The following is a 13,183-nucleotide window of genomic DNA, read 5'->3' as shown; positions in this document are numbered from 1 at the left end:
TTCTGGTACCTGTACCACCACATCTGACCGGCCCCGCGCGGGGAGGCGCCCGGCGGTCGGCTCCCCGCGCCCCACGAGGGGAACGCGCACGATGACCACCCCGCAACACCCCGAGGACTTCCTGCGTTTCATGCGGATGCGCAGCGCCCAGGAGGACGGGATCTTCTGGGTGGACGACCAGCGGCTCGGCATCTTCGAGCCGGAGGCGGCGCGCCACGTCAGCGCCACGAACTGGCACCGGTTCGTGATGCACGACCGCCTCATCGACATGGTCCGCCGCCGGCACAGCCCGGAGATGAAGTGGAGCCGCATCCGCTCCGCATGGCTGACCCAGCTGCACACCCTCGCGACGGCCGAACACCACGGCCGGCTGATCGAGCGCATGCAGCGGATCCTGGACGCCCGGGTCGGACAGGACGTCGACCTGACCATGCTCACGCAGGATGTGACGCTGCGGTCGCTGCTGCCCGTCGCACTGACCGGCCTCACCTCCGGCGAGGCGGAACTGGTGCGCCGGGACCTGGAGATGAAGCTGCTGCGGCTGGTCTCGCCCGAACCGGGCAGCACCTGGCACCATCTGCGGTTCATCTGTGTCCAGGTGCGCTCGGGGCTGGTGGTACGCAGGGTCCTGCGGCAGCGCGCCCGTGGCCGGCGCAGGCGCGAGCCGGACCTCGCCGATCCCTTCGTGGACCTGCTGCCGGAGCTCGGCATGGACCGCGCGCTGGACGTCGTCACCGCCGTCCTGACCGCCATCGGGGGCCCGCCGGGCACCGCCGCCGCGAGCCTGCTGTACGAGTTCGTCCGGCATCCCGAGTGGCAGCAGCGTCTCTCCGAGGAGCTGTGCGCCGTGGATCCGGCGGAATTCCGCGCGGCGCCCGCCCATGTGGCCCCGGTGACCCACCGGTTCGTGAAAGAGGTGCTGCGGATGTGGAGCCCGCCGCTGCTGCTGGTGCGGCGCTCCAAGTTCGCTTTCGACCTGGGAGCCACCCGCCTCGAGCCGGGGCAGTGGTATCTGCTGAGCCCGCACATGATCCACCGTGACGAGCGGATCTGGAAACAGCCCGACGTCTTCGACCCGGACCGTTTCCTGCCGGGCGCGCCGCACGGCCCGACGGACCGCACCTGTTATGTGCCGTTCGGCTGGGCACCGAAGAAATGCATCGGCGCCAATCTCGGCACGGTCCAGCTGATGGCCCTGTGCCATCTCCTGTGCACCCGCTACCGGTTGAGTGTGGAACGGCCGGAGGACATCACCATGGCCCTCCGTTTCGCGCCGGTACCGGAACACTTCCGCGGTCGACTGGCTCTGCGGTAACAGGGCTGTCCGCCAGTCGATTCACCGATTCCAGAAGGGAGGTGAACCATGCAGAAGACCGTAGTGGTCAACGATCCGCAGGCGAACAACCACGGGCAGATCGTCGTCACCGTCGGTATCGGCTTCTGAGCCGTCACCGGAGCGATGTTCGGAAGGGTGTCACATCCCCCCGGTGCGGCTGGAAATACACGTCGCACCGGGGGTCGACGAACAACACCGACCGGAGGAATCCCATGAAGAAGACCACCGTCACCAACGACCCGCAGAACAGCGAACACCGTGAGCTCATCACGTCGATCACCGTCATGGTGAAATTCTGAAAACCCGGTTCGCCGGAAAGTAGAAATGGACTGGACGCATGAAGGTCACCCTGGTCACCATGCCATGGGCCACACTGGCCACCCCGTCCCTCGCTCTCGGAATCCTTTCACGGCGAATCCGTGACGCCCTCCCGGATGTCGAGACGAATACGCGGTACGCCAATATCGACTTCGCCGACTGGATGGACCAGCAGGGCGGTTACGGCGCCTCGGACTACGACTACTTCTCCCTGCAGAGTTATTTCCTGGGCTGCGGGGACTGGGTGTTCTCCTCGGCCCTCTACGACGACCCCTCCTGGCGCGTGGCGGAGTTCATGCGGACGATGGAGAAACGGGTCGACAAGACCCGGATGGATGTCTGCCTGCGGCTGCACCGCACGGTCACGGGGTTCGTCGACGCACTGGCCCGCCGGATCGTCGCCGAGGCCCCGGACGTCGTGGGGGCGACCTCGACGTTCCAGCAGAACGTCGCCTCCCTCGCCCTGCTGCGCCGCATCAAGGAACTCGCCCCGGACACGGTCACCGTGATGGGCGGGGCCAACTGCGACGGCCCGCAGGGCGAGGCGCTGCACCGCAACTTCCCCTGCGTCGACTACGTCGTACGCGGCGAGGCCGAACGGTCCTTCCCCCGGCTGCTCGAAGCCCTGCGGGACGGCCGGCCGCAGGAGATCCCGCGCATTCCGGGGCTGTGCCTGCGCCGCAACGGCGCGAGCGTGAGCACGCCGCAGTCCGCGCAGCTGCTCGCGCCGGCCGAGATACCCATGCCGGACTTCGACGCCTACTTCGAGCGGCTGGGGCGTTCGCGCGTGCAGTCGTGGTACGAGCCGGTGCTGGTGGTCGAGGGCGCCCGAGGCTGCTGGTGGGGCGAGAAACACCACTGCACGTTCTGCGGGCTGAACGGCTCGGCCATGGCCTTCCGCAGCAAGAGCCCGCAGACGTACCTGACCGAGATCCTCACCCTCGCCGAACGCCACCACGTCCTCGACTTCTACGCCGTCGACAACATCCTGGAGATGTCCTACCTCGACTCCGTGCTGGCGAAGCTGGCCGAGGCCCCGTACGACCTGCGCATCCAGTACGAGATCAAGTCGAACATGAACCTGCCGCAGATCGTGCGGCTGCGCGAGGCGGGCGTGGTCAGCGTCCAGCCGGGCATCGAAAGCCTCAACTCCCGGGTCCTGAAGATCATGGACAAGGGGGTGACCGGCACCCTCAACGTCCGCTTCCTGCGCGACGCGGAGAGCAACGGCCTCTCCGTGGCCTGGAATTATCTGTACGGGTTCCCGGGCGAGAGCCCGGAGGACTACCTCCCGGTGATCGAACAGCTGCCTGCCCTGCACCATCTGCATCACCCCACCGGGGCCAACCGCATCGCGCTGGAGCGGTTCAGCCCCTACTTCAACCGTCCCGAACTGGGCTTTCCCGAACGGCATCCACAGGTGCACTACCCCCTCACCTACGACCTGCCGGAGTCCGAACTGGCCGACCTGGCCTACCTGTTCACCACCGCCAACCAGGGCATCGACGACAAGCTCGCCGAGCGCCTGGAGACGGCCCTGGACGAGTGGACGGACAACTACCCCCGCTCCCGGCTGACCTTCACCGACTCCGGTGACCGCATCCGCCTGACCAACTCCCGGCCCGGGTTCGCGTGGCGGTCCCTGACCTTGTCCGACCCGGCCGAGGTGGAGATCTTCCGGGCGCTGCAAGATCCGCGGTCCGTACGGGAGTTGGCCCGCCGGGCCTCCCGGGCGGACGTCGGCTGGGACGAGGAGCGCGTCGGGGAACTGCTCGCCGACTGGCGGCGGCAGGGGCTGGTCTTCGTCGACGCCGACCGGGCCGTCCAGCTCGCGACCGCGGACGAGAACCAGTTGCTGTGCCGCATCCGGCGCGCCTCGTCGCAGGAGTACGGATTCCAGGTGGCACTGGACCAAGCCGAGGAGCCCACATGCCTGACGATCTCCTGACCCCGCCGGCCCCCGCCCCGGCCGGCTCGCCCGTCGGCGCCCAAGTCCGCGACCTCTACGAGCGCGGGGTGCGCTGCGTCACCCTCGACGAGCCGGTCCAGCTGCGCTCCCCCGCCCCGCGTGACCTGCGCGCACTGGACTTCGTACGCGTCGCCACCGCTCGCGGGCTGCTGGTGCGCTGGCAGCTGCGCGCGGGACGGCGCACGGACCCCGCGCTCACGGCACGGCACCTGACGCACCTTCAGCCGCCCGTCTTCCTGGACGGCAGCGGCCCGGCGGAGCGGCTGGCGCACTGGCGGGAGCGTTTCTACGTCGGCCGCTGCGTGTGGCGGCGCGGTCCGGGCTTCGTGCAGATCCGCGACCGCCGCGAGGGGGTGCTCCAGCGGTTCGACCTGACCGAGCCCGCGTACATACGGGCGGTGGCGCTCCTGGAGGAGCAGCGGCCGGACGAGGTGGATCCGGAGGTGCTCGGTGCGCTGCGCGCCGAACACCTGGTGCTCAGGTTCGGCGAACTCGACTGGTGGGCACCGTCGTTGATCGACCGCTGGCCGGCACCGTCCATGCTCCTGTGATCCCCACGGCTGGAGGAGACATGGTCGACACGGTCGCGGCCGTGATGCTCGGCGCCGGGGCCCTGGTCTGGCTGGTGTGGCGGGGCTTCGGCACGCCGCCGGGCTCGTTCGGCTCCTGGGCGATGTTCTCGCACACCAACGCCTATCGGGTCCGTCTGTACGACGCGGCCGACGGGCAGCCCGTCTGCCCGTGGACGTACGAGCCGCGCCACGGCTTCCTCAACAGCGTCGAGGGCCTCGACGACCTGGTGCGCTACCTGGAGGAGGAGCACGGACGGCGCGTGGTGGGCGAGGGGGTTGCACTGCTGCCGTTCACCTCCGTCAGAATCGCGGTCCGCGGCGGCCGGGTGCTCCGTGCGTGACCTGCTGGCGGCCGCGCTGCCGGTGCACGGCACCGCGGCCGGCCCCGCCCTGTGCGCCTTCCGCGTGGTCCTCGGCACCGCCCTGCTGTGGAAGATCACCGCCGACCATCTGTTCGGCATGGCGCGCTTCTTCGACCTGCACCCCAAGTCCCTGCTGCGCTGGCGCTACGAGCACGACGAGATGGCCGTGAAACTGCTGCTGAGCCCGGCGGCGTTCAAGGTCTTCTACGCCGCCCGGGCGCTGGCGGTGCTGTGCCTGCTGGCGGGGATTCTCGTCCCCCTGGCGGCGGGGGTGGTGGCCACGTGGTGCATGTTCGAGTTCACCTTCGACCGCAAGTTCAACACCCTGTTCCTGGGGATGCTGTGCCTGCCGTTCGTGGTGGCAACCGGAACGGATGCCTATCTGAGCCTCCAGTCGCTGCTGGACGCGTCCTCCCCGGGGGCGTTCTTCCGGCCGCCTGCGACGCTGCACGGAACCGTGCCGTCCTGGCCGCAGGCGGCCGTGGTGGTGCTGATGTTCCAGGTGTACTGGAGCAGCGCCTGGCTCAAGGCGGCCTCCCGCCAGTTCACCAGCGGGGACGCCCTGCAGAAGACGTTCGAGCAGCTGGCCGCGGTACGGGCCGAGACACCCGGCGCGCCGCGCGACTACTACTTCCCCGGCTGGTTCACCCGCCGCCTCGCCACCGCGGACCCCGCCGTCGTGGCCCGCCGCTGGCGGCTTCCCTCCCTGGCGGCCATCGGCGTGGAGGCGGCGCTGCCCCTCCTGCTGGTCTTTCCCGCCACCTGGCCGGCCGGCGTCGTGGCGGGGGTGCTCATGCACACCGCGTTCACCACGATCCTGCCCAAGCGCCTGGTGCCCTTCGGCCTGGCCGCGGTGGGCACGTACGCGCTGTTCCTGCCCCCGCACACGTTCGTGACCCTGATCGAGGCACTGACATGACGCACTCCACACAGTGGGCCCCCACCTCCTTCGGAACCCGCGCCCGCGCCTACGACCGGCTGCGGCCCGGCTATCCCCTCGAAGCACTGGCCCAAGCCCTCGGGGAGAGCGCAGAGGGCCTGCGGGGAGAGGCGCTCGACGTCGGCTGCGGCACCGGGAAGCTCGCCACCGCGCTCGACAGGCTCGGCCATCAGGTCACCGGCCTGGAGCCCGATCCGCGCATGGCGGCCGTGGCCGCGGCGAAGGGGCTGGCCGTCGACGTGGCCGCCTTCGAGGAGTGGGACCCGGCGGAGCGGCGCTTCGACGTGGTGGCGTGCGGCCAGGCGTGGCACTGGCTGCGGCCGGGCGAGCGGGTGGACCGGGCCGCGTACTGTCTGCGTCCGGGCGGGCGGATCCTGCTCGCCTGGAACTTCAGCGCCCTGCCTCCGGCCGTCACGGCCGATCTCACCCTCGTGTACACCACCGTCCTGCCGCAGGGTCTGCCGACCGGCGAGGGCGGCCGGCAGACCCTCGCGGAGTCCGACCTCGACGAGTACGTCCGAGAGCTGCACGCACACGGCTTCCCACACGTACGCAGGGCCGTGGTGCCCTGGCAGGCCACGCTGACCTCCCGGCAGTGGTGCCGACTGCTGGCCACCGAGAGCCGCCATCTGGCCCTGCCGAAGGCATCCCGCCGACGGCTGTGGCACGAGATGACCCGCTGTCTCGACACCGAACACGACGGCCGCGTGCCCGTCACGTACCGCTGCGTCGCGCTGGGGGCATCCAGCGGGGAGTGACCGGCTGCCCGGCACGCACGCCCGAACCGAGCTCGCGCAGGGCCCATGCCGCCGTAGCGCCCGCCTTTGAGGCGGACGGCGGGGCCTTGTTCACAGGCCCTCAGTCCGGCACCGCGTCGTGCGGCGGGTCGGCGGTCAGGGGCGTTCCGCCGCCGTCCTCGCCCTCGCCGGGTTCCGCGCTCAACTCCCGTACGGCAGGCAGGACATGGTTGGCGCCCGCCATCAACACCAGGCCCACGACGACGGCCAGCAGCGGGACGTCGACGCCGAACGCGTCGGCCAGTGCCCCGCAGACCAGCGGGGCGAGCCAGCCCAGACCCATCGCGGCCAGGCCCATCGCGGAGGCGACGCGTGCGGTCAGCGCGTCCTCGGTCGTCGCCATGACGTGGCTGGTGAGCACCACGTTCAACGGTGTGACGAGCACGGTGCTCGCCCCCAGGCAGAGCCCCGCAAGCCACGGGCGTCCCGCCAGCGGCACGAGCGCCGCGACTCCGATCGGCATCATCCACGAGACACCGAGCACGAGCCGCCGGCCCGGGACACGCCGGACCACCCGGCCGGCGGCCAGCGCGCCGCCCAGGGCACAGGCCGTGGCGAGCGCCTCGGCGGCGCCGATACGGGTCGACGACGCGCCGTGCTGCCGCAGCGCGACGACGAACAGGAAACCGACGCCGCCCAGGAACAGATTCATCAGGGCCAGCCACAGCAGGGCATAGCGGAGGAAGGCCCGGTCCCGGATGTGCGCCAGCCCGGCGCCCAGGTCGCGCAGGGCCGAGGAGCGCGCCCCCGGTCGAGCAGGGCCGGGATCGGGGCCCAGCGCGGTGCGCAGCAGGGCGGAGGCGATCGTCACGGCGGCGAAGGAGAGGGCGTCGGCCAGGAACGGCGCCCAGCGGGCCAGCGAGAACAGCAGCCCGCCCAGGGGGGCGCCGGCCAACTGGGCGCCGTAGTCGCGTGCTTCGGCGCCCGCGTAGGCGGCCTTGAGCTGGGCGGCCGGGACGACCCGCCGGACCACGGGGGCCGCCGCTCCCCGGAAGGCGGCCGAGGCGAGTCCCTGCAGCAGGGCGAGGGCCGCGATCGCCGGCAGCCAGGGGTGCCCGGCCGCCACCAGCCAGAAGACCGCTGCCATGGTGGCGAGTTGGACGAGGGAGGCCCCGATCAGGATGGCTCTGCGCGAGTGGCGGTCGGCGAGGACGCCGGCCGGCAGCAGGCCCACCAGCAGCCCGGCGCCGGCGCACGTCCCCACGGTCCCGGCCGCCGCGGCAGAACCGGCGGTGGCGAGGATCAGCAGCGGGAAGGCAAGCGTGGAGACACTTGTGCCGAGATTGGACAGAGCCGTGCCGCTCCACCACAGGGTGTAGTCCCGGTTGCGCCACAAGGGCGCAGCTGTTGGGGACTCCCCGTGATCGGGCCGCTCCTCGTCGTGGGCCACGTCGTGGAGGCTAGCGTCGCGGGTCGCCGCGTGGCGATCGGTGTTCCGCTAGGCGGTATCGGCTGTTGCCGTGCTCGCGACGTGCGTGCCGGTGCTGCCGAACCGGATGCCCTTGGCCTCCTTGCCGACCGCGCTCAGCGCGATCACCACGGCCAGGGCGGGCACCACGGTCCACGTCATCGCCGCCGGATAGCCGTGCCGCTCGGCGATGGCCTCCTGGATCGGCAGGTTGAGGGCGGCGATCAGGTTCCCCAGCTGGTAGGTGACGCCCGGGTAGAAGCCCCGGATCGCATCCGGGCTCATCTCGGTCAGATGCGCGGGGATGACACCCCAGGCTCCCTGTACGCACACCTGCATCAGGAAGGAGGAGAGCATCAACCAGCCCACGGCGGTGGACAGTACGAAGAAGGGCACCACGGCCAGGCCCCCGGCCGCCGCGACCATGATGGTGCGGCGGCGGCCCAGCTTCTCGGAGTAGGCGCCGAGCAGCATCCCTCCGATGATGGCGCCGATGTTGTAGACCACGGCGATGGAGATCGCGGTGTCCGGGGACAGGCCCAGGCCCTTCTTGACGAAGGTCGGATAGACGTCCTGGGTGCCGTGCGACATCCAGTTGAAGGCGGTCATCAGCGCGACCAGGTAGACGAAGCGCTTGAGCACCGCCGGGTTCTTGAACACCTGGTAGGCGGGGGTGCGGTTGAGCGCCACGCTCTTCTCCCACACCTCGCTCTCCTCCACCCGGGTGCGCACCCACAGGGCTACCAGGGCGGGCACCAGGCTGAAGGCGAACAACCCGCGCCAGCCGAAGGCGGGTTCGATGCCGAAGAAGGCCACAGCGGCGAGCAGATAGCCCAACGAGTAGCCGCTCTGCAGCAGGCCCGACCAGAAACCGCGCCGCTCGGCCGGGATCTTCTCCATGGCGAGCGCCGCGCCCAGGCCCCACTCCCCGCCCATGCCGATGCCGTACAGCAGGCGCAGCACCAGCAGCACGGCGTAGTTCGGCGCGAAGGCGCAGGCGAATCCGACGATCGAGTAGAAGACCACGTCGACCATGAGCGGAAGACGGCGGCCGCGGCGGTCCGCCCACATGCCGAAGAGCAGGGCACCCACCGGACGCATCACCAGGGTGGCGGTGGTGAGGAAGGCCATGTCGGTGAGGGAGACATGGAAGTCGTCGGCTATCTCGCTGTAGACGAGGACCACCAGGAAGTAGTCGAAGGCGTCCATCGCCCAGCCCAGGTAGGCGGCGACAAAAGCATTGCGCTGATCTTTCGTGAGACCCGATGCCTGTTCCCGGACGGTCTTCAGCATGCCTGCCCTTCCCGCGGCTCCGCCGGTGAGGCTAGGTCCGGCCGGCGGAGCGGGCAACGCAAGCACAGGCAAAACACGAACCACAATTCCCTAAAACCGACGCGCGGTTCACAGACCGGCGGCGCCCCGCAGGGTTTCCACGAACTCGTCAGCAGGTCCGGTGGACATAGCCGCTCGCGCCCTTGGGCACGACCGACTGGTCACGGCGGACGATGCTCAGTGTGCTGCCCCAGCCGGAGCAGGCTTGCGCCATGCCCTTCGCCGTGTACTCGATCACGAGCACGTTGTTGCCGAACGCCTCGGCGTACTCTCCGCACTCGTTGTACTCGGCGCACTCCTCCACCAAGGCGAAATCCAGGCCCACGGACGCGCGGTCGGACACGAGCTCGGCGGTGTTCTTCTGGGCGATGGCCAGGCCCTTGTCGTGGGCGTGCGCCGACAGCAACTTCATCAACGCCTCGGCCTGGTCGGCCTTGAGGTATTTGGGGAAGCGGGTGAAGACATCGTAGTTGTCGGGCTCGACGGCTTTGTACCCCTTGGTCGCGCACTCGTCGATCCAGGTGTTCAGCCTGGCGGCGATGCGCTGCCGCTTGGCGGCCGTGCGGATGTCCAGGATCGCCTCGCCCCACTCCTTGTCGTAGACGACACTCCCCTTGGCGTCGCGCAGCAGCAGGTCGGAGCCCCAGTCACGCTCCGCGCCCTCCTGCGCCTGGAAGGCGTTGATGTTGCAGATGCTGTAGACGCCCGGGGCGGGCTCGCTGTCGTGGTCGCGGCTGACCACCCGCACACCGGCCGCCGGGGCGTACGCGCCGCCGACCTGGTAGTCCCACTGCACGTGCTTCGGCGGCGGCGTCACCGTCGCGGCGGGCGCGGAGGTGGTGGGCGAGGGCGAGACGGATACAGTCGGCGACGGGGAGGCGTCGTCCCGGTGCAATCCGGCTCTCACCGCAGCGATGCTCACCCCGGTGACCGCCAGGGCCGCGGCGAGGCCGAGGAGGACGCGCCGCCGCCGGCGTCCATGGCCGGCCCGGGTTCCGACCGTCTCCGTCCGGCCCCCGTCGGCGGCCGGACCTGGTACGACGGGGCGGGTACGGAAATCCTGGCGGCGGGTTTCCGCAGAGCCGGACACTCCCGGCACGACCGATGTGACGGGTACGGTCGGCACGTCCGACGCGGCGGAATCCGGCAACTCCCGGAGCATACGGCGCAGTTCGGCGAGTCCGGGCCGGGCGGCCGGGTCCTTGTCCAGGCAGCGTTCGGCGATGCTCCGCAGCGGTTCGGCGACTCCGTCCAGGTCCGGTTCCTCGTACATGACCTGATAGCCCGTCAAGTACGGGCTGCTTCCGTCGAAGGGACGGTTGCCGCTGGCCGCGTACACCAACACCGACCCCAGCGAGAAGATGTCCGAAGCCCCGGTCACCTCGCGCGGCGCGGCGAACTGCTCCGGAGACATGAACGGCGGGGTGCCGATCAGCCGGCCGGTCACGGTGAGGGCCTCGTTGTCGACGGCGTGCGAGATGCCGAAGTCGATGACGCGGGGGCCGTCCTCGGCCATCAGGACGTTGCTCGGCTTCAGGTCCCGGTGCACCATGCCCACCCGGTGGATGTCCGTCAGCGCCTCGACCAGGCCCAGCGCGAGGATACGCAACTCACGTCCGCGCAACGGACCGCCCTTGGCCACGGTGTCCGACAGCGTGCGGCCCGGGACGTAGAGCGTCGCCATCCATGGCTGTTCGGCGTCCGGATCGGCGTCCACCACCGGGGCCGTGAACGCCCCGCTCACCCGGCGGGCCGCCGCGACCTCCTGCCGGAAGCGCGCCCGGAACTCCTCGTCCTGCGCGTACGGCGCATGCACGACCTTGACCGCGACCTGCCGACCCGAGTCCGAGCGCCCCAGGTAGACGATCCCCATGCCGCCACTACCGAGCCGGTCGACGAGCGCATAGCCGCCTATGGACTCCGGATCGCCAAGGCTCAGCGACATCGCGGGTCACCTTTCCCATGTGCCGTGCTTCGAAAAACTGTTCAGGTGCCTCAGATTATTACTGAGGCTGCTGTGACTGGTGTGCAACCTCGACGCGAGGGACGCGCGACTTCCGAGGTCAAGCACCTCCGGCACGACTTCCTGAACGTCCAACACGACCGGCGTCAGTTCGGCTTCAGCACCACCGCCTGACCGCCGGCGGGGGCCATGGCCACGCTGAGCACGGTGGCCGAGGTGACGGTCCGGGTGCTCTTCACGACGGGGGTCTGGTAGGCGGAGGTGCCGGGCGTGCCGTCGGCGTAGACCGTCGCCGTCCAGTCGCCGCTGCCGAGGAAGGACAGCGGGAGCGACAGCGTCCGGGCCGACTCGTCGGTCATCGCACCCAGGTACCAGGTGGTGCCCTTGCGGCGCGCGACCGCGACGTAGTGGCCGATCGCCCCGTCGAGGGTTCGGCTCTCGTCCCAGGTGGTGGAGATGGCGTCGAACCATGGCAGGCCGGGCCAGTTGGCGGTGCCCGCGTACTTGGACGGGGAGTCGTACCAGTACAGGAAGTTCAGCGGCTGGTAGTAGACCGCGGCCATCGCCATCTGGTGGACGTTGGTGGTCTGGTCGCGCGACTGCCCGTAGCAGATCGTGTAGTCCATCGGCCCGCCGATGTTCCGGGCGAACGGCAGAGTGACGTTGTGCGAGGCGGTGGGGAAGTGCTCGTTGCCCCGCACCCCCTCCAGGCTGACCCAGTTGGGGTAGGTCCGCTCGTAGCCGAACGGGCGTACGTCGTCGTGCATGTCGATCAGCAGGCTGTGCGCGGCGGCGGTCTTCGCCCAGCCTGTGATCTGGTTGGTCATGGCCTGGGTGCCGTCGTTGATGAAGCCCAGTTTCACTCCCGCGACGCCCCAGCTGCGGTAGAGGGCGAAGAGGCTGTCGGGGCTGGTGAGCGCGATGCGGTTGACGTAGAGGATGACCCCGATGCCCTTGCCCGTGGCGTAGGAGATCACCGACGGCAGGTCGATGGCGTCGATCGGCTTGGTGGCGTCGGTCGTGCTGCCCTCCGGTCCGTACCAGCCGGCGTCGTACTCGATGTACTGCAGCCCGCGGGCGGCGGCGAAGTCGACACCCGCCGTGCCGGCGGCGGTGGTCAGGTTGCAGCGGAAAACCTTGCCGGGCTTGATCCACGAGGTGTCGGCCAGCGCGTTGGGAGGGGCGAGGTTGAGCACCAGTTCGGCGTTGTCGACCAGTTCGGCGTGGGTGGAGCCGGTCACCACAGCGCGCCAGGGCGTGGCGAACGGGGTGGTCACCGCGGAGGCCGTCTGGACCGTCCCGCTCCCCCGGGCGGTGTGCTCCATCAGGTGGGCGGCCAGCGTGTTGGGCTGCCCTGACACCGAACTCAGCATCAGCCGCGGGTAGTTGACCCGGGACGACTCGCAGACGCAGGCGATCAGACCGCCGCTCGCGTACGTGGCGGTCAGCGGAAGGTCGGTCAGCGGGCCGGTGTCGGTGCCGGCGGTCCCGGTGGACGGGATCGAGCCCGGGGCGACCGGGTTGTACGTGTCCTCGTCCCGGGCGCTGTAGACGAGTGTGCCGTCAGGGAGGACGAACGTCGTCAGCTCGTCGGCGATGGTGGCGGTGCCCTTGTCGAGCAGCACGTACCGGAAGGCGACACCGGTGGGGTAGGCGCGGATCTGGACGCTGAAGTTGATGAGGGTGGCGGTGTCCTGGAGGTTCCAGCGCATCTCCTGGTACCGGTCGCGGACGGTCGCGTTGCGGCCGTAGACGGGGGTCCAGGTGTTGTCGGTGGTCCAGTGCTGGTAGTTGGTGACGACCGTGCCGCTGCGGCCGAGCATCGTCCCGTCGCCCAATTGCAGGCCGAGGGCCGAGGTTTCGACGACGGTCGCGCCCCTGCGCCTGGCCGACCAGGTCAGGGCGCCACCGGTCAGCGACATCGAGATCGTGGTACTGCCGTCGGGGGCCGTCGCGGTGACCGAGGTGTCCGCCGCGGCTGCCGTGCCCGTCGTACCGATCCCCGCAGCTGCGGCGCCGGCGGCGACCACCGCGCCCTTGAGCAGTCCGCGCCGGGTCACCGGGTGTGCCGGAACCTGCATGGCAGTGCACCTCTCGACTCAACACAACCGAACAGCAACCAACGATTCCCCACCGATATCGGGCAGTTCTACGGCACTGCGGAGGACGGGTCAACAGTTCGGACA

At 70.1% G+C, this 13,183-nt stretch carries 11 protein-coding genes; 6 read left to right on the top strand and 5 right to left on the bottom strand.

Features of this window, described 5'->3' with window-relative positions:
* Window positions 1–91 precede the first annotated feature (91 nt).
* The gene (locus tag ACFY10_RS35750; protein ID WP_390669400.1) at window positions 92–1,315 is read left to right on the top strand and encodes a cytochrome P450; all 1,224 of its coding nucleotides are present in this window, start codon (window positions 92–94) and stop codon (window positions 1,313–1,315) included.
* 133 nt (window positions 1,316–1,448) lie between these two features.
* Here ACFY10_RS35750 and ACFY10_RS35745 read toward each other — a convergent pair whose 3' ends face one another.
* Window positions 1,449–1,622, bottom strand: a complete 174-nt coding sequence (locus ACFY10_RS35745) for a hypothetical protein (protein ID WP_390669399.1) — start codon at window positions 1,620–1,622, stop codon at window positions 1,449–1,451.
* A gap of 51 nt (window positions 1,623–1,673) precedes the next feature.
* Between ACFY10_RS35745 and ACFY10_RS35740 the strand changes: the two genes are divergently transcribed.
* From ACFY10_RS35740 to ACFY10_RS35720, 5 genes are read left to right on the top strand one after another with little or no spacing between them, the layout of a single operon-like run.
* The gene (locus ACFY10_RS35740; RefSeq protein ID WP_390669398.1) at window positions 1,674–3,602 is read left to right on the top strand and encodes a RiPP maturation radical SAM C-methyltransferase; all 1,929 of its coding nucleotides are present in this window, start codon (window positions 1,674–1,676) and stop codon (window positions 3,600–3,602) included.
* Window positions 3,584–4,174 carry a DUF5825 family protein gene (locus tag ACFY10_RS35735; RefSeq protein WP_390669396.1) on the top strand — a complete coding sequence of 197 codons (591 nt, stop codon included), beginning with the start codon at window positions 3,584–3,586 and terminating at the stop codon, window positions 4,172–4,174. The genes ACFY10_RS35740 and ACFY10_RS35735 overlap by 19 nt, the downstream gene beginning before the upstream one ends.
* Window positions 4,175–4,194: 20 nt before the next feature.
* Window positions 4,195–4,536: a hypothetical protein gene (locus tag ACFY10_RS35730; RefSeq protein WP_390669395.1), complete on the top strand. Its 342-nt coding sequence runs from the start codon at window positions 4,195–4,197 to the stop codon at window positions 4,534–4,536.
* A complete protein-coding gene (locus ACFY10_RS35725) occupies window positions 4,529–5,476 on the top strand; it encodes a hypothetical protein (protein ID WP_390669394.1) in 948 nt (315 codons plus the stop codon). The genes ACFY10_RS35730 and ACFY10_RS35725 overlap by 8 nt, the downstream gene beginning before the upstream one ends.
* Window positions 5,473–6,255, top strand: coding sequence for a class I SAM-dependent methyltransferase (locus ACFY10_RS35720; protein WP_390669393.1), 783 nt, complete (start codon window positions 5,473–5,475; stop codon window positions 6,253–6,255). Before ACFY10_RS35725 ends, ACFY10_RS35720 begins: the two co-directional genes overlap by 4 nt.
* 100 nt (window positions 6,256–6,355) lie before the next feature.
* Here the strand turns inward: ACFY10_RS35720 and ACFY10_RS35715 are convergent, their stop codons facing one another.
* The 4 genes from ACFY10_RS35715 to ACFY10_RS35700 form a co-directional block, all read right to left on the bottom strand.
* Window positions 6,356–7,684 carry an MFS transporter gene (locus ACFY10_RS35715; protein WP_390669392.1) on the bottom strand — a complete coding sequence of 443 codons (1,329 nt, stop codon included), beginning with the start codon at window positions 7,682–7,684 and terminating at the stop codon, window positions 6,356–6,358.
* A 48-nt stretch (window positions 7,685–7,732) separates the two neighbouring features.
* Window positions 7,733–8,995 carry an MFS transporter gene (locus ACFY10_RS35710; protein WP_390669391.1) on the bottom strand — a complete coding sequence of 421 codons (1,263 nt, stop codon included), beginning with the start codon at window positions 8,993–8,995 and terminating at the stop codon, window positions 7,733–7,735.
* A gap of 148 nt (window positions 8,996–9,143) precedes the next feature.
* Window positions 9,144–10,979 carry an endo alpha-1,4 polygalactosaminidase gene (locus tag ACFY10_RS35705; protein ID WP_390669390.1) on the bottom strand — a complete coding sequence of 612 codons (1,836 nt, stop codon included), beginning with the start codon at window positions 10,977–10,979 and terminating at the stop codon, window positions 9,144–9,146.
* Window positions 10,980–11,143: 164 nt separating this feature from the next.
* Complete coding sequence (locus ACFY10_RS35700; protein ID WP_390669389.1) at window positions 11,144–13,078, bottom strand: glycoside hydrolase family 97 catalytic domain-containing protein; 1,935 nt, start codon at window positions 13,076–13,078, stop codon at window positions 11,144–11,146.
* Window positions 13,079–13,183 lie beyond the last annotated feature (105 nt).

The organism is Streptomyces sp. NPDC001401, from assembly GCF_042895385.1.
Lineage (GTDB): Bacteria > Actinomycetota > Actinomycetes > Streptomycetales > Streptomycetaceae > Streptomyces.
This window is presented reverse-complemented; position numbering and strand designations above follow the sequence as displayed.

Excerpts from the sequence above, each read along its gene's own strand:
- ACFY10_RS35750 (WP_390669400.1), top strand. The coding sequence starts at position 92 with ATGACCACCCCGCAACACCCCGAGGACTTCCTGCGTTTCATGCGGATG.
- ACFY10_RS35745 (WP_390669399.1), bottom strand. The coding sequence starts at position 1,622 with ATGACGGTGATCGACGTGATGAGCTCACGGTGTTCGCTGTTCTGCGGG.
- ACFY10_RS35740 (WP_390669398.1), top strand. The coding sequence starts at position 1,674 with ATGAAGGTCACCCTGGTCACCATGCCATGGGCCACACTGGCCACCCCG.
- ACFY10_RS35735 (WP_390669396.1), top strand. The coding sequence starts at position 3,584 with ATGCCTGACGATCTCCTGACCCCGCCGGCCCCCGCCCCGGCCGGCTCG.
- ACFY10_RS35730 (WP_390669395.1), top strand. The coding sequence starts at position 4,195 with ATGGTCGACACGGTCGCGGCCGTGATGCTCGGCGCCGGGGCCCTGGTC.
- ACFY10_RS35720 (WP_390669393.1), top strand. The coding sequence starts at position 5,473 with ATGACGCACTCCACACAGTGGGCCCCCACCTCCTTCGGAACCCGCGCC.
- ACFY10_RS35710 (WP_390669391.1), bottom strand. The coding sequence starts at position 8,995 with ATGCTGAAGACCGTCCGGGAACAGGCATCGGGTCTCACGAAAGATCAG.
- ACFY10_RS35705 (WP_390669390.1), bottom strand. The coding sequence starts at position 10,979 with ATGTCGCTGAGCCTTGGCGATCCGGAGTCCATAGGCGGCTATGCGCTC.
- ACFY10_RS35700 (WP_390669389.1), bottom strand. The coding sequence starts at position 13,078 with ATGCAGGTTCCGGCACACCCGGTGACCCGGCGCGGACTGCTCAAGGGC.